The following is a 19,620-nucleotide window of genomic DNA, read 5'->3' on the forward strand; positions in this document are numbered from 1 at the left end:
CACAGGGCAGGGCGTGCGCGCGCTGCAGGCCACCATTGCGTGGCCCGGCATCCGTGCCAGGCCACGCAACAGCGGCTGCGGGGGGGCCCCGGTGCTCCGGGGCGGGCAGACAAGCGGCGAACCGCGGGAAGGGGCCTGCTCGCGGCCAAAGTGCCCACCTGCGGCCGCCCCGGTCCAGAGCCAGATGCGACGGGTTGTCAGAAATTCAGCCGCGCACCGTCAGGCAAGCCTTACAAGCGCCCGGGCTGCCCTACTACGGTCATCCGTGGCGGTAACACTGCGTCCTGCACGTGGACGCAGCTGGCCGGAAACGACAGCCGGCGCAGGCCGATACGGCGGAAAAAACAGAGGGTTGCGGCCGCCTGTCCCGCCCCCCGCTGGCCCGGGACAGGCCTTGCGGACACTGGCCGCCTGCATCCATACGGCAGCGTAGCCAAACGACGAAAGCCCTTGGTGCGCTACACTTTGCGGTCTAGAAATCTATACAACAGTCGCGCGCGTGCGTGCGGTAATGGGAGCGCTAATGAACTGGTTGAACGAAGTGCTGAACAACGACACCAATCCTGTGGAAACCCAGGAGTGGATCGAGTCGTTGAAGGCCGTTATTGATGTCGAGGGCCCCGAGCGCGCGCATCAGCTGCTGGAAGGCATGGTGGAACTGACCCGTCGTTCGGGTGCGTACCTGCCGTTCTCTCCCACTACCGAATACGTCAACACCATCGATCCGCAGCTGGAGGCCAAGAGCCCGGGCAACGCGGAACTGGAATGGCGCATCCGTTCGATCATCCGTTGGAACGCGATGGCCACCGTCGTGCGTGCCAACCGCAAGCCGGGCGACCTGGGCGGCCACATCGCCTCCTTCGCCTCCGGCGCCACCCTGTACGACGTGGGCTTCAACCACTTCTGGCGCGCCCCGAGCGACAGCCACCCGGGCGACCTGCTGTTCATCCAGGGCCACAGCGCCCCGGGCATCTACGCGCGCGCCTTCCTGGAAGGCCGCATCAATGAAGAACAGCTCGACAAGTTCCGCATGGAAGTGGACGGCGGTGGCCTGTCGTCCTACCCGCACCCGTGGCTGATGCCGGACTTCTGGCAGACCCCCACCGTGTCGATGGGCCTGGGCCCGCTGGCCGCCATCTACCAGGCGCAGTTCATGCGCTACCTGGAAAACCGTGGCCTGATCGAAAAGTCCGACCGCAAGGTGTGGTGCTTCATCGGCGACGGCGAGAGCGACGAGCCGGAAACCCTGGGTGCCATCGCCCTGGCCGGCCGTGAAGGCCTGGACAACCTGATCTTCGTGGTGAACTGCAACCTGCAGCGCCTGGACGGCCCGGTGCGCGGCAACGGCAAGATCATCCAGGAACTGGAAGGCGTGTTCCGTGGCGGCGGCTGGAATGTCATCAAGCTGCTGTGGGGCGGTTACTGGGATGCCCTGCTGGCCAAGGACACCAATGGCGTCCTGAAGAAGCTGATGATGGAAACCGTCGACGGCGAATACCAGAACTGCAAGGCCTTCGGCGGCGCGTATACCCGCGAGCATTTCTTCGGCAAGTACCCGGAAACCGCTGCGATGGTCGCCGGCCTGTCCGACGACGACATCTGGCGCCTGAACCGTGGTGGCCACGACCCGCACAAGGTGTACGCCGCCTACCACCAGGCCGTGAACACCAAGGGCATGCCGACCGTCATCCTGGCCAAGACCGTGAAGGGTTACGGCATGGGCAGCGCCGGTGAGGCACTCAACCCGACCCACCAGACCAAGAAGCTGGACGACGAAGCGGTGCGCCACTTCCGCGACCGCTTCAACATTCCGGTGACCGACGCGCAGCTGGCCGATGGCCAGGTGCCGTTCTACCACCCGGGCCCGGATTCGCCGGAAGTGCAGTACCTGCAGGAGCGCCGCAGCGCCTTGGGCGGTTACCTGCCGCAGCGCCGCCGCAAGGCCGACAAGAGCTTCAACGCACCGAAGCTGGAAACCTACGAGCGCCTGCTGAAGAGCAGCGGCGAGCGCAGCTATTCCACCACCATGGCCTTCGTGCAGAGCCTCAACATCACCCTGCGCGACAAGGAACTGGGCCCGCACATCGTGCCGATCGTGGCCGACGAAGCCCGTACCTTCGGTATGGAAGGCCTGTTCCGCCAGATCGGCATCTACGCGCCGTTCGGCCAGAAGTACAAGCCGGTCGATGCCGACCAGCTGATGTTCTACCGCGAAGACCAGAGCGGCCAGGTGCTGCAGCAGGGCATCAGTGAGCCGGGCGCCATCAGCTCGTGGATGGCTGCCGGTACCAGCTACTCGGTCAGCAACGTGCCGATGCTGCCGTTCTACATCTACTACTCGATGTTCGGCTTCCAGCGCGTGGGCGACATTGCCTGGCAGGCTGCCGACATGCGTACCCGCGGCTTCCTGCTGGGTGGCACCGCCGGCCGCACCACGCTGAACGGTGAAGGCCTGCAGCACGAAGATGGCTTCAGCCACCTGGTGGCTGGCGGCATCCCGAACGTGCGCAGCTATGACCCGACCTTCGGCTTCGAAGTGACGGTGATCCTGCAGCACGGCACCAAGGCCATGATGGAAGACCAGGTAGACGAGTACTACTACCTGACCCTGATGAACGAAAACTACACCCACCCGGAAATGCCGGAAGGTGCAGCCGAAGGCATCGTGAAGGGCATGTACCTGCTGACCGACGCCGGCAAGCCGAAGAAGGGCGACCTGCGCGTGCAGCTGCTGGGTTCGGGCACCATCCTGCGTGAAGTGATTGCCGCCGCCGAGCTGCTGGACAAGGACTTCGGCGTGACCGCCGACATCTGGTCCTGCCCGAGCTTCAACGAGCTGCGCCGCGATGGCTTCGACGCCGAGCGTGCCAACCGCTTCCACCCGGAAGGCGACCAGCGCAAGGCCTACGTGACCGAGCTGCTGGAAGGCCGCCAGGGCCCGGCGATTGCCGCCACCGACTACGTGCGTGCGTATGCGGACCAGATCCGCGCGTTCGTGCCGATGTCTTACACGGTGCTGGGTACGGATGGTTTCGGTCGTTCGGATACCCGTGCGAACCTGCGTCGCTTCTTCGAGGTTGACCGGTACTACATCGCGCATGCCGCGATTGCGGCGCTGGCGAAGGACGGGAAGATGACGGGTAAGGATGTGGCCCGGGCGATCAAGCAGTACAAGATTGATCCGGAGAAGGCTAACCCTGTTGGGGTTTGACTTCTAGAAAGAGAGCCGGCTTTAGCCGGCTCTCTTTTTTTGTGGGAATGGGAAAGGCACTACATTAATAAATTTAGGGAAAGAAGCGAAATGCCAGAAAATGCAGGAAAGCAAATGGCGATGCCTCTAGAGGATGCGAATCTTGTCGCTTCTGGGGTTGATGAAGATCTTGACAGAGAGCCCTACGAGGCAGTCAAGGGACGAAAAGTTCTGATTCAAACCTATGATTTCGCGGTAAGGCAGCTGATGGATATGGTTGTCGAAGGTGATCTGATACTGGATCCTGACTACCAGCGTAAGTATCGATGGGCAGACGAAAAGGCGTCCCGCTTCGTTGAATCCATTGTTCTAAATATTCCGGTTCCGGTGTTGTATTTCGCGGAAGAGCCTGATGGAACCTTCAGTGTTATTGATGGGCAGCAGCGACTAACGTCGCTTTTTCGCTACATGAAGGTCAGTGAGCTAGCCAACGTCTTCCCCGATAGGGGCTTGGATGAGCTGGTTCTTAATGATGCAATGAAACTCCGGCCGGATTTGGCTGGCGTGCGCTTCGTGGATTTGTCGAGAGATGACAGATCTACGCTCGCGAAACGAGCAATCCGCTGCATTGTCGTTCTCAATGAGTCAGATCCAACGCTTAAATTTGAGGTCTTTGAGAGGCTGAATAGTGGTAGCGCCTCGCTTTCTGACCAAGAGGTGAGAAATTGCCTCTATCGCGGATCTTTCAATAAGCTAATAAAGAGTCTTGCGGAGAACAAGAAGTTCCAAGAGATGGTCGCGCTGCCTGATCATGCTACGAAGGCCATGAAAGACGCGGAGCTTGTACTTAGATTCTTCGCATTTAGAGAAATAGATGAAGATTCAAAGTATCAAGACAATTATGCAGAGTATCTTAATAGTTTCATGGAAGAGAATAGAGAGTTGAGCTCGGGTCGATATGCTGCGTTAGAGAAACTCTTTTCTGAAACTGTGGATGTGCTATACGAAACGCTCGGTGCTGGCGTTGCATTCCGCAAGCCTGTAGACCTTAATCGACCAGTGGATAGCGGGTTTGCCATGAATCTCATTAATGGCGCCGTCTACGAGTCGCAAATGATTGTCGTGTCCAGGCTTGTTGAGGAAGGAGTCGGAGTCGCTGATTTGAAGGCGCGAGTTCTTTCAGTTTTTGCTGAGCCGGAATACACTGGATCAATCTTTGCAGGCACTAGCAAGAAAGGCCGGGTTCTTCGAAGGAACAAGGCTCTTTCTGTCGCCGTTGGGCTGGTTTGAGTCAACATGAGTGCCTTCGAAGATTTCGTCGAAAATGTAAAAGATATAAGGGCTGTGGCAGGGCTCGCTCGTGATCAGATTATGAATCACGGGCGCGATGGGCGGCGGGTAGGAAATGTCACCTGCAGAGCTGCACTGGTGCTGCTATGTGGGCATTTCGAGGGATTTGTCCGCGATGTCGTGCGGGAGGTTGTAGCGGATCTGGCGGATGGTGATGTGGAATCTTATCGAGTGCCGCCTGGCGTGATCAAGAAGGTGCTGGTCGATAAGGCAAAGAAAGGGATCGACATCGAGTTTGTCGACCAATTTCGTGAATCCATGCGGCATGGTCCGCCACTCGGCCTGTCGCCAAAATTGATGATAAGCACCGATAGTAATCCGACAGTTGCGAAGGTAGATGAGCTGTTTTCGATACTTGGAATCGAGGACGTAATTGATCGGCTCTCAATATCTCATTATGCGATCGAATCCACATACACGGTAGATAGTCAGTCGGAGCCATTTCGCGGTCGCTTTGAAAAAATAATCGGAGACTTCGGGGTGGCTGGCAGCGAGTGCTGCAACGAAGTGCTGGCCTTGATTGATGAAAAATGGGCTCCGCGAAAAAAAAGAAGAAATGTAGGGTACGTCGCCTGCATTCAGGAGCTTCTTAAAAAGAGAAATCGAATCGCTCACGGTGAAGGCGGCGAGCAGATCACGCCTGAGGAACTTGAGAACTTCTGTGAGGAGATCCAGTCTCTTTGTTCTGGTCTGAAGGCGGTAGCTGATTCGGTGATCACCACCGTCCATGCAAGCAGAGCGCGAGAGCGGTCCACTAAGTCCGAAAGATGGAACTATCTTTGGGCTTGAGTTTGATGCAAGAGCGCCGCGCCAAATGGCGCGGCGTCTAATTTGTGGTCTATTGATACTTCAGTTCAACTAATTGACTCCTGACCGGGCTAAGGGAAAGCTTCTGCAGGACCAACCAACACTCTTCCTTCTTTGCCCACTCGCTGATCATCTTCCCCTTGGCAGAAGCATTGAGAGCTGCATTTACCTCTTTAGCCCAGGTGCGAATCTGATCCTTGAATCCATCAGAGAGACCTTGCTGCTCCCACACTCGCATCAGGTCGATCTTTGATCCGTGCTGTTGGGACAACAACGCGACCAGGTAGATGGCAACATTGCCTTGGAATGCGGGCAATAGAGGACGCACGAGCGACTGAACTTGCTTAAATATGATGACTTTGGCAATCATCTGCTTGAACCCGGTTGCATCCGGAGCCACGGATTCTCCGCGCTCTTCCCGATCTTTCACATCGTCCATGAAGCGGGCGAAGTTCTTTTGACCGCCAAGGCTGGCTTGGTCTGGCCGGCCATCCCAAGAGTTCAGGAACTTGGCGAGGTCTGTCTTGACCAGGCGCCGGGCCGGGGGAATGACTGTGGTCTTGAGGGCCCGGTACTTGGCGGGCGTACTGCCTTCGCGCGCCAGCTTGGTGTTGTAACTGCCCGAGGCGCGTTCATAGAACCACCGGCCGACACCATCTGGCAGATAGACGGTATCGGAAAGTTTCTCGAGTTCAACATGGAATGGGGAGTTGGCAGATAGATCGGACTGCTTGACGGTGTTCTGGCTGTTCGCGAACCGCGAGATGTCGCTGATAAGCGCCTCTTCCGCGGCGGAGTTTTCCGTCTTGAGAATTACGACCTTCGCCGGAACCTGTACCTTGGACAGGTCGGTATCTGCAAACTTCTTCTTTGTGAAATAAATGGATGCGGTCGTCTGGCCACCATTGACGATCTGCATCCCCTTCAGCCACGCAATGCCTGGGCCACCATCGCTGGTCTTCCCAAGGCTGACCTCGTCGGCGACCACCACGATGCCATTGTTGTACGCGACAAACTTCTCTGGCTCTGAGCGCAGCGTAGCTTGAATGCCCTTGTTGACCTTTCCGGTTGCACTCAAGAATGACCGCACATTTGCCTCAAGAAGTCTGGCGCCGTACTTGTCATAAAGATGGCGAAGCACGTCGGCCGGGAATACGGTCATCGCGTAGTCATAGCTGTCCTCCTCGCCACGGATATAGACGCACGGGAGAGGCGTGCCGGCCACCTCCGCAAAATTGACCACCAGTTCATCCCTTGGCTTCCCCTCCGACAGGTGGCGGTTGAGCCGCTCGATGTCCATCACCTCAAGTCGTACGGTCCGTCCTCCGACCTCCTGCGATTTGAAGTTCTTGGTCTTCACCTGACCGTCCGTCAGCACGTAGATCCGGATCTCCTCGAAGTCCCGATAGCCTCGCTCGATATGCACTGCGAGCTCGTAGGCATCGTTCGAAGGATCGAGAGACTTGGTCATCTTTCCTTGGGCGGACTGCGACAGGAACCGGAAGCAATATTCCGCAGCCTGCTTAGCCTCAGAGTCTGGAACGGCTTGGACAGTTTCCGAGTTCCGGTAGGACGTTACGAACAGGTCGAGACGCTCCCCGTCCTCCGAGATGGAATAACCGCTTAGCCTGATGTTGCCTACATGGACGCGCGTATCAACGTAGCAGACCTGTGGTTCGTACGTCATGCCCACTTCTTCCATGTGGCGCATCGTAATCTCGGCAAACACCAGCTCCGGATAGGGGTAGGCGGTCCCCGAAACGGACATCCGGTCCTCTATTTCGTCATGTACTTCCGCGCGAATCTGCGAAAGGAAATCGGTCAGTTCCATTGATTCTTCACTCCAAGACTATTCGAAATATCTGCGTAGGTGGACGCTATTACGGGCAAGCTATCCAGATCGAGGGAGTAACGTGCCTCATGAATTGCTGTGGGTACGTTCGAGCGGGTGAGGCGAGGTGAGTCATCGCCCACGATCCGGTATGTAAGCTCGCTGCAACCGAAACGCCTTGTGTATTCGGTGCGGGTCATGTCCATGTAGCCGGCAGAAACAAGGCGGCTGTTCAACAATGCACTTGCGCCAGGATCGTCGAGTAGTCCGGCGACCTGGTCGATCAAGTCGGGAAGGGTCGCGCCATCACTCAACTGAGCAAGACGAACTGCCGCAACATAGAGCGGCTGATGCAGACTGTCATCCAACTGGTCGAGGTTGGCAATCCTCGCCATGAATCCGGCCGGCGCCATGGTTGTCTTCACTTCGATGGCACCATCGCCGAGCAGGAAGTCGTGGAGCCCCTCATCAGGCCCAGCCCAGCTGTCGAGGGCATCGAACTCTGAAACACCATCGTTCAGGAGGTTCCGAAGAACCAAAAGCTCTCCAAAGAGCCCAATCTCTTCCTCCGTTGATAGGACACCGTCGCTATCGCGCTTCATGAAAGCCTGCCAGGCACGAATCCTGGAGATCATTGCACTATGAATTCTTGGACCATCCTGTGCTGACGAGCTCTCCATCAGATTGACCAGATCGACCGCCACTTTGGTGAAAAGCTCGAGCGATCCCGACTCTTGGCGCACCAAGGCAAACCAAGAGTGGTCGACGGGGTAGCCATGAAGCTCTGTGCTTATGAGGCTGAATCCCTGTCCACGCGGGAGCTGAAATGGCTGAGGTGGCAAGTCTCCCCTAACGCCGACGAGGACGCTCTCCTCATTCCGCGCGCCGCGACGGCCTGCCATCACGCAGCAGTTGCCGAGACCGAAAAGTTCGATAACTTTCCAGCCATCCCCTGCCGCTTGGCCGCTCAACGCGCGCCACGCAGCCGCCAGCTCTATGTCACTGTTGGATCGGAGCATTCAATTCCTCCCACGCGATGTTGTTGATAATGTAATCGGGGAGGTTGGAGTACTCGGACTCCCAGCCTACATTATTAACTTTGTAGGGAATCTTGATTAAAGAGTTGCTTCCAGGGAAGCTCAGCGCGAAAGCTAGAATGGGCGGAGCATTCTTCAGGTTACGGGGGCGCGTCCAACTTCCGTCCTCGTTCCTATGAGCCCGAGCAGGGTCCAGAACGTAGAGAAGTAGCAGCCCCTTCTCACGCTCTGGCTTGACAGTATCCGTTCCTTCGCCACGCACGCGTCGCATTGCCACTCCACTGGGGGCTTCTGGCGGTGCCGCGCCGCTGCTGGCATGTTTGTTCTTCCAAGTCGAGACAGTGAGCGCCAGGGCAGCATCCCACTGGGCACTACTTGCATCTATCGACTCATCCTTCGGGTCAAGCAACACGCCGATTGAGTACGTACTCGCGGCCTCAGACTCCGACTTTCTTCGCGCCATCCCCACGCTGATTTCAGGAACGATGGCATGTTGCTTGCCGGACTGAGTTCCCAAGAGAGCCACGGTCCACTGCGTAAGTTCACTAGTTTCGGCCATCATTCGAATGAAATCAGCGAGCATCCTGCTGTTTACTCGGTAGGCCGTGGAGGGCGTACTGTAGCTATTCAAAAAATCTACAACGGTAGCGAAATCAATGTCACGCCAGAGGTGCCCGTTCCATTCTTTGGCCCCATCATTGAAGCCTGCTTTGATGACGCCGCTCTGTACCGGTGCACCCATCTGTGTAATGAGCTGGCTGCCTGCAGCTAGATTTCGATCAAGCACTGCTGGGTCAGTTGGGAAAGACACCGTCTGAACAAGCTCCCCACTATAGGAAAGATGTAGTGTCTTCGCGCTCCGCATCTTGATCTGCGACGTCACCATCATCTCTGGATGCGACTGGACCTTCAGGCCAAATTGCCTGGGAGTTGCTCCGGAGTTCGCCATAAGGTCGAACTCTTCTCTCAGTTCTGCCGATGCATCAGAGATGTGCTTGAACCAGCGGATGAGGTCCGGTGAGGTGTAGAGGCGGCAGAGATCGAGGTAGCCCGGCCGATAGCCGAACCATCGACCCATCTGCATCAGTGTGTCGTACATCTTTGATGCGCGCAGGAAGTAACTGGTGCAGAGGCCTTCCAGCGTAAGGCCGCGCGCAAGCTTGTCGCCCCCAATGGCGATGACCTTGAGGCCTCGATCCTTGTTCTGCTCGTAGTCGAGAGCGTCTTTGGCAGTTCCGTTGATCATCCGAACCTCGATGTCATCGAGTACGCCCGGCAATGCAGACACGACGTCTTGCCAAGTAGCATCTGAGCTGGGCACGTCACCCAGGCCGAGCTCGCGAACCGTCGCGGAAGCGGGAAGGAAGTCCCGGCTCCACAACTCCTGCAGACGTGATAGTGCTGCGGCGTGATCGATGTTGCGGCCGATGGTCTGCCGTGCATGCTTGACGTAGTCGTCAATATCAGCCTTCAGCGACTTCTGGACATTGTTGAACCGTGTGACGTGCACAAGCATCGAGCAGTGCTTCTTTCCTTGGCCGCGCAGCTTCCTGACAGTACACGCCAAGATGAAGGAGTCGATCGCCTCCCTCAGACTCGGGGGCAGTGCGTGTTCCTTGCTCCATACCGGGACGTGCTCGATCTTGTGGCCAACGGGCATCCATCCCGTCGCCTTGTCGTCTGCGTAGTAGTCATCCACAGGTCGGATAAGCGGAAGCTGCCCCTTGCGACCCTCTGGGGATGCGCGACCAAACATTGTCGTGGGGCCAACGTAATTGTCCGGTGCCGCCAAATTCTGGATGAAGGCAGAGGGAAAGAGATCAGGCCCCTCATTACGGGTCTCGCCGCGTTCATGAATAAAGATGTTTGCAAACGGTGTGGCGGTATAGCCGACGTAAGCTGAGCGCGAGAAAGAGTTGAGTATGCGCCGGATGAGCTTGTTGATTGCCGTTGGATCATGCTCTTCATCGGCATTTCCTTCTTCGTCCACTACCATCTCACCGGTATCAACCGAGGCATTGTCTGCTTCGTCATCAATGATGAGCAACGGGAACCTGGTAGCCCTTCTTGCCACCATGGGGAGATCCTTCTTGCTCGTGGAATCTGGATCTGCGTCTGCGATGGGAGCATCCGCGACGTGTGCCTGAATCCACTTGAGAAGTCTGACAAGTACTGACTTGTTCTTCTTGACGACGAACAGCCAGGGCCGCTGCTCGGGGCTGATCGAAAGCTGAGTTGCAGCTCGTCCGCCAAAGTCACCGTTGTCGGCTCGCGTTGTAGCGCAATTGGGCTTGATGGACATGTCACTGTCGATCAGGCCGACGCCCACGCGCTTGAGAACGTCATGCGCAGAGCTGGTCTCATACCCGAGGAAGCCTTCTTCCAGACGTATCTGCGTCTGGGAGCGCAGGTTGTTGTGCAGGCCGGCGAGTACGATGATTATCTTGTACTGCGCATCAGCTGCCTTGCATACCAAGCCCGTGTAGCTCGCAGTCTTGCCTGACTGTACGTGCCCGACAACCAGTCCTCGGCGGCTCCACTGACCAGGACGTAGCGGATCCTCAAGCATGCCAAGGATCTTGTCAGTCGATTTGTCAAGCTTGTCCGCGATGTCCCAAGACAAGTCCTTTTCGATCATCTCTCGGTATCGCTGCCAGTAGCGCCAGTCTTCCTTCCTTGAGGAGTCGAGCCATGGCTCATGGCCACGGTCATCGGAGAGACTGATGTCATCACCGATCCACACGCTGAAGCGTCGGATAAGCTCATCGGTAACTGCATCACGATCAAGATCGACCGCCCAGTTGCGGTTCAGCATCAGTGCCAGATTGATCTTGTCTTCGATCAACGTGGGAGTTATTGGGCCTGAGTCCTTCTCGCCAACAAGAAGTTCCTGGACGATCTTGATAACGCTGCTTTCGCTTGAGTCACTCATGATTCTCTCTTCAATCCTTGGAGATGTTGTCCGGCAAACTCTTGACCAGCTCTGGGTGGAGATCGAACGGCTCGGTTCTTAGAAGTTGTCGCTTCGCCATGCTCGGCGACATACCCTTTTTCTCCACCAGGCTCCGGTAGATCACATTGAGAACTTCACGAACTGAGTCGTCTGTCTCACCCGTGAAGCCGCCCTTTGCGTGCTCTCCGCTTTCCGCCGCTTCAAGCCATATTCTTTGTACGGGGATGGTTTCTTCAAGGATGCGCAGCATCGCTTCAACCTTCGCGCCAAACCCGACGTCATCCAGCAGTTCTTTGACCGCTGCATGCGCACGGTCGACACGGTACCTTCGCCCTGTAGCTGTCTCTCTCGACTGCCAAACGGGGACGACCTCGTCGCGACGTCCCAGCGACGAATTGGAATGCGCACGATGCAGAAACACCTTGCGCGCTCTGTCGCGGGCGTCTTCGGCCAGTCGGTATAGCTGAGGTCGCAGTGCAGCGGGAGGATGGGCGGACGACTTGCGGATGTCGATCTTCCATTGCGCATCGAGATCGTTGGGCAGGTCCAACCTGATGCGTGCAAGCCTGTGGGCCTCGTCCTTGGACCAGGAGCGTCCACGCCCAAGGCCGAGCCAGCTGCCCGCAACCAAGAGGCGCCGGCCACGATAGATGTAGAAGCCCTGCTGACTAGACCAGCCTTCGATGCCACCCGCTTCAGCGTAGGCCTTGTCGTCGAGACGGTCCTTATGCGGGAGCACGAAGGCCTGACTGGTAATTCTAAGTCCCCCCTCGCCAACACTTGACTCGGGTGACCGCCAGGTTGCCGGGTTGGAAGAGAGGAAGGGGTCCCAAGGCTTAACGCGTTTCCCATTGAGAGTCAGGCGAATGCCAGGGCCGCTGCCGTCAAGAAAACGGTGGAAAGTCATTGCGAGGTGGCGCTCCACGTCGTCAATGAGGTCAAGGAAATGCGTGCCAGCGAACCCTTCGGTGACAATGCGATCAAGGTTTTCCCACAGGACTACAGTGCCTGACAGCTGAACCGGACGCTGGACGAGGCGTGCCTCCGAGGATGGTTCCGGCCCATCAAGAAGGTGCCACTCGCCATTCGGATCTGATGCCAGTACGTCCAGGTCCCAGCGCAGGCAACTAGATTGGCCATCCTTGGTGCTTGAGACGGTCAATCTTCTGGCCTGGGAGAAAGATGCTGTCTTCAACCCCATGCCAAATCGGCCAAGATCCGATGCGCCTCGCGTATTCAAGGGATTGCGGTCGCCAAGGCGCATTGCGCTGAAGAGCTCAGTACTACTCATGCCTCTGCCGTCGTCCGTGATGGATATCCAGCTGTCAGCGCCTGACCAATTGAACCCGATTTCCACTTGATCGGCACCAGCGGAGATACTGTTGTCTACAATGTCTGCCAATGCCGTGGCCGTCGTATAGCCAAGACCGCGCAGTGCCTCAACCATGGCGTCAGCCCGGGGCGGAGCATTCCTTCCTTGTGGTTTTTCCCCGTTACTCTGCTGCATCATCAGCCTCCGGCTTTCCATTGACCAGTTCGTTGAGACGTCGTGCTGGATGTCGCATCAGTCTTAGTGCCTTGGACTCAATCTGACGTATGCGTTCCCGTGTCACGCCAAAGATCTGACCGACTTCCTCCAGTGTCTTATCGTTGCCGTCGACCAAGCCGAACCGATGCTGGATGACTTCAGCTTCCTTCGGGGGGAGGGTGCTCAGACAGTCGAGAACTGCCTGCCTTCGCAGCAGTTCGTTCGAGAATTCTTCAGGCGTGGGCGCGGAATCTGGCGTGGCGAGGGCGAGTTCGAGCAAAGTTTCTTGCTGATCCCAAGAAGCAGCATCCTTGATCACCGCTAGTGTCTTGGTAACTTCGCTCAACGAGAGATCGGTGATGTAGGCCACCTCCTGTGCGCTCATTCCTTCCAGCGAGTCTCTGCCAGCCTCTCTGACAGATTTGAACATCCTGTTGATCTTCTCGACGACGTGAACCGGAAGCCTGATTAGTCTGCCTCTGTCGCCAATGGCTCGTACAACAGACTGCTTTAGCCACCACATTGCGTAGGTTGAGAATTTATAGCCCCTTCTGTAGTCGAATCTGTCGATTGCTTTCAACAGTCCGATCAATGATTCCTGGATCCTATCCATGCGCGGCAGTGAACTCCACGCATAGCTGTCGGCAACGTGCACTGCGAGTCGGATGTTGGCTTGGAACATCTCGTTCTCTATGCGCGAAAGGCGATGCACAGCCCGGCGTAGAGGTGGGCTTGCGTGTCCCGCGCTATCGAATTCCTTCTCAAGGCGTCGGACCGTTGATGAGGTTAGTTCCAAGGCAGAAACAGCTACCAACGCCTCCCTCTCCAAGTTCGCCTCGAATGAATTCGTGTGCCATGCCAGGCAAGCGTCGCGCGCTCTGTCCAGCATGCCGGTAAGCCCAGGTCTGTTCGAGGACTGACCCAGCCAATCCTCATCGTTCTGGTCATCTGAAGCTTCGGTGGACTCGCTTTCCTGATCTTCATCCTCGGCGCTCACATGGCTGAGTTGACCAGTGGAAATGCGCCCTTGGGCTAGATCATTCGCAAGCCTCTCCATCGAAGCAGCAGCAAGGGGATTCTCGGCGATTGCGCGATACGCATCCCTAAGAGAGAGATCCAAGAGGAGCCCAACGCGTTCTTCTCCTGCACGATCCAGCAGAACAGACGATTGGGCAATCTTTTCGAAATGGGAATAGGGATCGTTCGTTCTGGACGAGAGATCCTGCATGAACTCTTCCAGATCATGGATGGAGCTATCCAGTTCTGGTTCGTTGTCCTGTTGCAGGTGCAGCGGAGGTAGCCATTCGTCATCTTCTTCCGACACAGAATCGATCTGGCCCAGGAGGATAGTGAGCTGGCGAAGTACATCGCCGTCCTCATCGCCTTCTACCTCCCGGGAGATGACCTTGAGGTCATGAGGATTGAAGTTGCCCTCCACTTGGGCACGGTGGACCACCGCTTCGAAGAGGCTATAGGTAGAACCATGATTTAGCTCCCGAATCAATGAGATTTCGGCCTGACTTGGGAGCAGTATCGCCAGATCACTCCAGTCTTCATCCTTATCGACAATCACGTGCTTTGAAATCACTTCCTGCACGGCCTGGATTGTCGATCGAAGCGAGGGATCCTCCAGCGGAGCTTCGATTTCAGCTTCTTCCTCCCACGAAGCAAAGAACTCGGATTCGAATTCATCACCTTCGGGAGTGGAGTTCTGTGAGGAATCAGTCGCTCGCGTTTGAGCAGATTCCTCGGCTTCAGCATCACGCTCATCGCTCCGGAGGCCGTCCGGCGTGGCTGTTGGATTTTCTGCATTCTGGACTGCCAGCCGCTCAATCTGGAGAGCGTGCTCAGAAATCAAACGGCAGAGATCCACATGCCCTTTGGATGCGGCAAGCATGTGCAGTGTTCGCCCTTGCTGGTCACGTGCCTCCACGTCACCGCCGAGTTCGAGGTAGCGCAGCACATGCTCCTCATCGCCGCGAAGCGCGGCGAGTCGAAGGAGCGGCTTCAGCGATGAATGCCGCTCGTCCCCGTCACTGGCTTCACTGCCAGCCCGGATACCTGTAGAGCCCAGGGACTCCATTTCCCCTTGATTCATTGGTTCCCCCTGTTGAACCCGTCGCCTAGTTGAGTATCGACCACACGACTCTGGCGATCTGTCTGGCAATCAAAGGCGGAACTGCATTTCCGACCTGTACGAACTGTTGAGTCCTATTGCCGAGGAATACGTAGTCGTCTGGGAACGACTGAAGCCGGGCAGCCTCTCTGACTGTGAGACTTCGGCACTGGCGAGGATCCCAATGGATGAACGCGTGACCGTCCCTAGAAAGATGGCTGGTAACCGTATTGGACGGCTTGGTCTTGAGCTGAACCCGGAAGCGATCCGAGAACGAGCCACTATCCCAGTTCAAGTGGTCAGGCGCGAGCTTTCTGGGGAATTCACGACTTGTGGGTGACTTTCCGTAGGCGCGTGCAAACGCTGCGCAAAACAGATAGCGGCCCAAGTCGGACTTCATGTGGCCCCTTGTCTCGTGGTTGAGCAAGCAATGCTGCGACGTGCTCTTGAGCTTGTTGACGTAGGGATTGCTTCCGGTGCTGTACTTGATGGAGCCGCGTGGAAATGCGCTGGAGGGTAGTAGTGACTGGAGCTTCTCTACCACCTCCGGATAGGTGTTGCCCAGAATTCGGACTAAACGGTCCCGCTCCGACTCCATCGCCTTGCGCCATTCTTCAGGATCGTCCTGTTTTCGACTAATACCGCTTCTGAGTCTTGGCAGCCCCACAAGAGCCGTCTTTACGCTGACATGTTCTTCGACATTCAAACCTGGAAGGCTCTCAATGCCCTCTGGAATCAGGTCCTCCCGGACACCCATGATGATGACCCGGTGTCTAGCCTGAGGAATTCCGTGGTTCTCACACTTGATGATGAAAGCAGAAGGGTCTTCCGCAACAAGTTCGCTGGTCCGCTTCTGGTTCTCTTCAACGTGGATAGGAAGAAGCACGTAGCGATGCCCATTCTTACCTTCCTTCCTTTCCCTTTTCAGGGCAGCAGCAGGGTCGGACAGATCGCGCATGATTGCGGCGAACATTTCCTTGTTGCCCACTTTGGAGGTGAGAATTCCCTTGACGTTCTCCATGATGAAGACGGCAGGGGAGTACTCGTCAAGAAGACCCAGGTACTGCTTGTAAAGGAAGTGCTTCTTGTCTCCTTTCGAAGAGAACCCCTCCACATGCCGCTGGCGCGCCCGACCCACGAGCGAGTACGCCTGGCACGGAGGACCTCCGATGAGGATCATCTTCTCGTACTGATCCTTGACCTCGTTGATCCTTGAATAGAGCGCATCGTTGTCCTTCTCCTCTCCAAGGGTGAGGTTGAGTGCCTCGCGCTCTGCTTCGGCCCACAAGTTGCTCCATTGACCGCTTCCGAAATGTGCGGCTGGATGGAGGGCCTCGCCCTTCGCAACTTCATCAAGATAGTCGTAGTACTCTCGTGGCACATGGCCTTCCTGCCGGATGAGCAGGCGATAGAAGGCTCTGAGGCGGAGAGTCGAATGCGCAGACTTCTCCATTTCAGCGGATACCGCGAGTTCGAAGGGGTATTTGGCATCTTCGTCGGGCTTGAAGCTGCTGAATCCCTCGCCGAGGCCTCCGGGGCCGGCAAAGATGTCAATTACACCGATGGGCTTACGTACTGCGGTCAAGACGGAGTCTCTGCTAGATGGTTGATGTGATGAGCTCGGCCGTTCGGTCAGCACTGATGTCGAGAATCAGGGCCAAGAACACTAAGCCGGAGATCATTGTCCGGAGACAGCTGTGGGCGCGCGGCTTCCGGTTTCGGCTTCATTCGAAAGGGCTCGCAGGAAAGCCTGATCTTGTGCTTCCAAAATGGAAAGCTGTCGTCTTCGTGCACGGATGCTTCTGGCATCGCCATGAAGGGTGCCCCCTTTTCAGGCTGCCAAAGACGAGATCGGACTTCTGGGATGCAAAACTCGCCGCCAATCGGCAGCGCGATCTGGCCGCAGTCAGAACGCTCTTGAGCATGGGCTGGCGCGTGGCCGTGGTGTGGGAGTGTGCGATCCGGCTCGATTCGACAGGTGCGAGTGACGAGCTTGCGGGATGGATAGCCACTGATCGCCAGGGGATTGAGATCCTCGCCAGCAATGACGCCGTGATTCGGAAGGACCTGGACAGCGATCCGTTGTGAAAAATCCATCTGCCTACGACCATTCCCTTGTTCATTTTCGCGTTCAGAAAGGGTGGTCGGTCTTGCTCCAAGACGCCGGCCCCGGCCTGTCTGCGGCAGGGTTCAGCAATTCGCTCTGAATGCGCGAGCCGCGCCCCCCGACGCCTGACGGAATCATACCAGGGTAGCGGGTCCTGTCGCTGATTCTTTAGTCTGGGCGGGGCCAGGCCTATCGATCGCCTGGCCAGGCAGGCGTCAGTGCAGCATTGCCGCATTTGGCTTTAGACAATGCTATCCGCACTTTTCGCGATGGAGAGGGGGGCGTGGTTGCGTCTCACTGGCTGAGCAAGCGGTGCGCCTGTCGGTGCCGAAACAGCTCCGCCAGCCAGTTCTCTGGCGAGCCTGCCAAGTTCCATATCGCGGCCGCAGGGGCCGGGACACCCTCGCTAGGACCGAGACGCCGCCGGAACACTGAGCTACGGCTTGTCAGCTACCCGGAAGGGATTGATCTAATAGCGCCCAATCAAGCCCACCGCAGCCTCCTCCAACCGCTGCCATTCCACCAGCATCACCCGCGCGTAGTTCATCTCCACCGCTATCCCACTCTCCACATCCACCACCGAATGCCGGCACATCGCGATCCGGCCCCCTCCAGACCGCACAAGCGTCCGCGACCCCATCACCAGCCCATCAGCTACGACCCTAGCGGCATCGCAGCTGATGAAGGTCCTAAGCCTCCCACCGTCCGCACGAACCACATACCAGTCCGGCTCCAACGCCTGCGCATCATCCGCCCCCGCCGCAAGGCCAATGGCATACGGCGTCAGCCCGAACCGCAGCGGCTGCGCCACACGTTCCGCCAGGCTCTGCGCCCAGCCGCTGCCAATGTGCGGCGCCAGATAATCGCCGGTCGTCGCGTAGCCCACATAGCGCAGCTCAATGGATACCTGCCGGTAGCCATCCTCCACCGTCCTTACGGGGAAGTCGCCCGGCGCGGTGGCCTCCAGATTCGGCCACAGCACGCTAAGCATCACCCCGCCATCAGGAAACGGGCCGATCTGGTTGTAGTACAGATTGGCCGGAAACATGAAACGGCGCGGCCCAACGCTGGCCTCCACCGCCTGCGTGGAGTAGGTGCGGCCTTCCACCATGCGTGGCCGGTTGGCGTCCACCATGAAGGCAAGGATGTCGTCATCGATGCCCGGCGATGGCTCCGGTGCACAGGCGGTGGCAGCCAAGGCGACCACCCATGCAACGAAGCCATGCCGGTAAGAAGGTGCGCCGCTCATGGAAAACCTCCTTGCAGGACCAACGTGAGGACTATGCAGCTTCCCGAACCTGCCTCGGTGCACGCTCAAGCGCCATCACGATCAACGCGACCATTGCCATCAGCATCTCCTCCGCCGAGCGGGTCGTTGCGGCATCGCTCCCCACGACGATGCCGCGATCCCCTGCCGGGTTGCTTTGCTCCCCAACAAAGCCACCCGTCTCCAACAAGCCCACCAGCGCCTCAAACGTGAGCCCGCGAACGCGTTCGCCTCTCATGTCATCCCCCTCTGAACAGCGCAATCAGCTACGTGCAGTCAGACCCGCCCCTGCGCCCGCTCAGTAGCCAGAATGGTCAGCGACAGCACCGCCATCAACAGCCCCTCCATCGAACGATCATCCAGGCAATCCTCCCGCGCGCCGTTCTGCCGCGATCGCTCCCCGGCCAGCGCCATTTCCGCCACCGTGCGCAGGCCGCACAGCGCGCAGTCCGCGTCGGCCATCTGCATGCGGCGTCCCAGGCTCAGATGCAGCTCCGGCCAGGGCTGCCCATCGGCAGCGGCACCGGCGCCAATACGCCGCAGCGTGGCGACAAAGCTGTTGGGATCGGGGAACGGGTCTTCTTCGTGATCGTCGACGGCCGGTTCGGGTTGGATCTTCAGAACGGGGGCTTTCGTTGCGCTCATGGCAATGCTCCATGCAGAAAGACAGCAGGGCCACCCATAAGGTGGCGGACGATGCGTGGCTCGAAAACCGGTAAGTGTCAGACCGGCGGGCACGAAGCCCCCACGCACCGCCCGCCATAAAGAGCGCGAACGGTTTGCCAGCCGACGCCACACAAAGGTGACGCCGGCTGACAAGCGTTTACTGCTGACACTTACCCGGGTTTTCGAGTCCCGCGCCACAGTGCTCTGTGGCAAGCCAAGGTGTACTCGCCTGGCGGCGGGATGCCAAGAAATCGCAGTCCGAAGAGGCCGCAAGTGCTGACGCTTACGGCATTGTTGCACGCTGTCCAGCGCCCGAATGCTTTGCGGTGCAATGGTTTTGGCCGTTGTTAAGTTGCCACCCAAATGCCACTCAAAATGCCCGTTTTACGAAGACTTGTAATCCCAATTACGACAGCCCCTTCGCAGCACCAAACCGCAAAACGTGCCGATTGCGACACCACTCAACTATGCATCGCCAATCCCGGCATCGGCCACAGCACCGGCGTGCGGGCCAGGTCGTAGTCATTGCCAAACGCCATCGCCGCCTCGCGCGGCTCCTGATCCGCGTAGCAGTTGAGCAGGTACTCATCCATGCCCGCATCGCTGTGGTCCACGGCAAACAGGCCCAGCAGGGCCTCGTCAAACTCTTCAAGCCACGCTGCGTCGATCTTGGTCATGGTCATCCTCCTGGGGCAGGGGAGGATGACGTGGAGGTGTCTCACGGGCTGGGACGGAAGCACTGCAAGGCGCGGGCGGCCAAAAAGTGCG

The 19,620-nt window shown here is 57.8% G+C and carries 14 protein-coding genes; 4 read left to right on the forward strand and 10 right to left on the reverse strand.

The window, feature by feature from the left end; translation table 11 throughout:
- Positions 1 to 523: 523 nt before the first annotated feature.
- From aceE to QMZ26_RS13575, 3 genes are all read left to right on the forward strand, one after another.
- Positions 524 to 3,211 carry a pyruvate dehydrogenase (acetyl-transferring), homodimeric type gene (gene aceE / locus QMZ26_RS13565; protein WP_108767537.1) on the forward strand — a complete coding sequence of 896 codons (2,688 nt, stop codon included), beginning with the start codon at positions 524 to 526 and terminating at the stop codon, positions 3,209 to 3,211.
- A 90-nt stretch (positions 3,212 to 3,301) separates the two neighbouring features.
- Positions 3,302 to 4,480: a DUF262 domain-containing protein gene (locus tag QMZ26_RS13570; RefSeq protein WP_283221774.1), complete on the forward strand. Its 1,179-nt coding sequence runs from the start codon at positions 3,302 to 3,304 to the stop codon at positions 4,478 to 4,480.
- Between the two features lie 6 nt (positions 4,481 to 4,486).
- A complete protein-coding gene (locus tag QMZ26_RS13575; protein ID WP_283221775.1) occupies positions 4,487 to 5,329 on the forward strand; it encodes an MAE_28990/MAE_18760 family HEPN-like nuclease in 843 nt (280 codons plus the stop codon).
- A 49-nt stretch (positions 5,330 to 5,378) separates the two neighbouring features.
- Here the strand turns inward: QMZ26_RS13575 and QMZ26_RS13580 are convergent, their stop codons facing one another.
- The 6 genes from QMZ26_RS13580 to dcm are packed head-to-tail and all read right to left on the reverse strand — an operon-like array spanning position 5,379 to position 16,397.
- Positions 5,379 to 7,178, reverse strand: a complete 1,800-nt coding sequence (locus QMZ26_RS13580) for an AIPR family protein (RefSeq protein ID WP_283221776.1) — start codon at positions 7,176 to 7,178, stop codon at positions 5,379 to 5,381.
- Positions 7,169 to 8,197, reverse strand: coding sequence for a PD-(D/E)XK motif protein (locus QMZ26_RS13585; RefSeq protein ID WP_283221777.1), 1,029 nt, complete (start codon positions 8,195 to 8,197; stop codon positions 7,169 to 7,171). The genes QMZ26_RS13580 and QMZ26_RS13585 overlap by 10 nt, the downstream gene beginning before the upstream one ends.
- On the reverse strand, positions 8,178 to 11,147 hold the full coding sequence (locus QMZ26_RS13590; RefSeq protein WP_283221778.1) for a Z1 domain-containing protein: 2,970 nt from the start codon (positions 11,145 to 11,147) through the stop codon (positions 8,178 to 8,180). The genes QMZ26_RS13585 and QMZ26_RS13590 overlap by 20 nt, the downstream gene beginning before the upstream one ends.
- A gap of 10 nt (positions 11,148 to 11,157) precedes the next feature.
- A complete protein-coding gene (locus QMZ26_RS13595) occupies positions 11,158 to 12,675 on the reverse strand; it encodes an ATP-binding protein (protein ID WP_283221779.1) in 1,518 nt (505 codons plus the stop codon).
- Positions 12,662 to 14,779, reverse strand: a complete 2,118-nt coding sequence (locus tag QMZ26_RS13600; protein WP_283221780.1) for a sigma-70 family RNA polymerase sigma factor — start codon at positions 14,777 to 14,779, stop codon at positions 12,662 to 12,664. The genes QMZ26_RS13595 and QMZ26_RS13600 overlap by 14 nt, the downstream gene beginning before the upstream one ends.
- Positions 14,780 to 14,819: 40 nt before the next feature.
- Entirely contained in the window at positions 14,820 to 16,397 is a 1,578-nt protein-coding gene (gene dcm, locus QMZ26_RS13605; protein ID WP_283221781.1) for a DNA (cytosine-5-)-methyltransferase, read from the reverse strand.
- 17 nt (positions 16,398 to 16,414) lie between these two features.
- Between dcm and QMZ26_RS13610 the strand changes: the two genes are divergently transcribed.
- Complete coding sequence (locus QMZ26_RS13610; protein WP_283221782.1) at positions 16,415 to 16,900, forward strand: very short patch repair endonuclease; 486 nt, start codon at positions 16,415 to 16,417, stop codon at positions 16,898 to 16,900.
- Positions 16,901 to 17,388: 488 nt separating this feature from the next.
- Here the strand turns inward: QMZ26_RS13610 and QMZ26_RS13615 are convergent, their stop codons facing one another.
- From QMZ26_RS13615 to QMZ26_RS13630, 4 genes are all read right to left on the reverse strand, one after another.
- A complete protein-coding gene (locus tag QMZ26_RS13615; protein WP_283221783.1) occupies positions 17,389 to 18,168 on the reverse strand; it encodes a hypothetical protein in 780 nt (259 codons plus the stop codon).
- Positions 18,169 to 18,199: 31 nt separating this feature from the next.
- Positions 18,200 to 18,424 carry a hypothetical protein gene (locus tag QMZ26_RS13620; RefSeq protein ID WP_283221785.1) on the reverse strand — a complete coding sequence of 75 codons (225 nt, stop codon included), beginning with the start codon at positions 18,422 to 18,424 and terminating at the stop codon, positions 18,200 to 18,202.
- A gap of 38 nt (positions 18,425 to 18,462) precedes the next feature.
- Positions 18,463 to 18,831, reverse strand: a complete 369-nt coding sequence (locus QMZ26_RS13625) for a hypothetical protein (protein ID WP_283221786.1) — start codon at positions 18,829 to 18,831, stop codon at positions 18,463 to 18,465.
- Between the two features lie 482 nt (positions 18,832 to 19,313).
- Positions 19,314 to 19,529 (reverse strand): hypothetical protein, encoded by a 216-nt coding sequence (locus QMZ26_RS13630; protein WP_283221787.1) that lies wholly within the window; start codon positions 19,527 to 19,529, stop codon positions 19,314 to 19,316.
- Positions 19,530 to 19,620: the final 91 nt, after the last annotated feature.

It is taken from the genome of Stenotrophomonas sp. PFBMAA-4 (assembly GCF_030053215.1).
In the GTDB taxonomy this organism is placed as follows: Bacteria; Pseudomonadota; Gammaproteobacteria; order Xanthomonadales; family Xanthomonadaceae; genus Stenotrophomonas.

Bases quoted from the DNA above. Each gene is read 5' to 3' on its own strand.
- aceE (WP_108767537.1), top strand. From the start codon at position 524: ATGAACTGGTTGAACGAAGTGCTGAACAACGACACCAATCCTGTGGAA.
- QMZ26_RS13570 (WP_283221774.1), top strand. From the start codon at position 3,302: ATGCCAGAAAATGCAGGAAAGCAAATGGCGATGCCTCTAGAGGATGCG.
- QMZ26_RS13575 (WP_283221775.1), top strand. From the start codon at position 4,487: ATGAGTGCCTTCGAAGATTTCGTCGAAAATGTAAAAGATATAAGGGCT.
- QMZ26_RS13580 (WP_283221776.1), bottom strand. From the start codon at position 7,178: ATGGAACTGACCGATTTCCTTTCGCAGATTCGCGCGGAAGTACATGAC.
- QMZ26_RS13585 (WP_283221777.1), bottom strand. From the start codon at position 8,197: ATGCTCCGATCCAACAGTGACATAGAGCTGGCGGCTGCGTGGCGCGCG.
- QMZ26_RS13590 (WP_283221778.1), bottom strand. From the start codon at position 11,147: ATGAGTGACTCAAGCGAAAGCAGCGTTATCAAGATCGTCCAGGAACTT.
- QMZ26_RS13595 (WP_283221779.1), bottom strand. From the start codon at position 12,675: ATGCAGCAGAGTAACGGGGAAAAACCACAAGGAAGGAATGCTCCGCCC.
- QMZ26_RS13600 (WP_283221780.1), bottom strand. From the start codon at position 14,779: ATGGAGTCCCTGGGCTCTACAGGTATCCGGGCTGGCAGTGAAGCCAGT.
- QMZ26_RS13610 (WP_283221782.1), top strand. From the start codon at position 16,415: ATGGTTGATGTGATGAGCTCGGCCGTTCGGTCAGCACTGATGTCGAGA.
- QMZ26_RS13615 (WP_283221783.1), bottom strand. From the start codon at position 18,168: ATGAGCGGCGCACCTTCTTACCGGCATGGCTTCGTTGCATGGGTGGTC.
- QMZ26_RS13620 (WP_283221785.1), bottom strand. From the start codon at position 18,424: ATGAGAGGCGAACGCGTTCGCGGGCTCACGTTTGAGGCGCTGGTGGGC.
- QMZ26_RS13625 (WP_283221786.1), bottom strand. From the start codon at position 18,831: ATGAGCGCAACGAAAGCCCCCGTTCTGAAGATCCAACCCGAACCGGCC.
- QMZ26_RS13630 (WP_283221787.1), bottom strand. From the start codon at position 19,529: ATGACCAAGATCGACGCAGCGTGGCTTGAAGAGTTTGACGAGGCCCTG.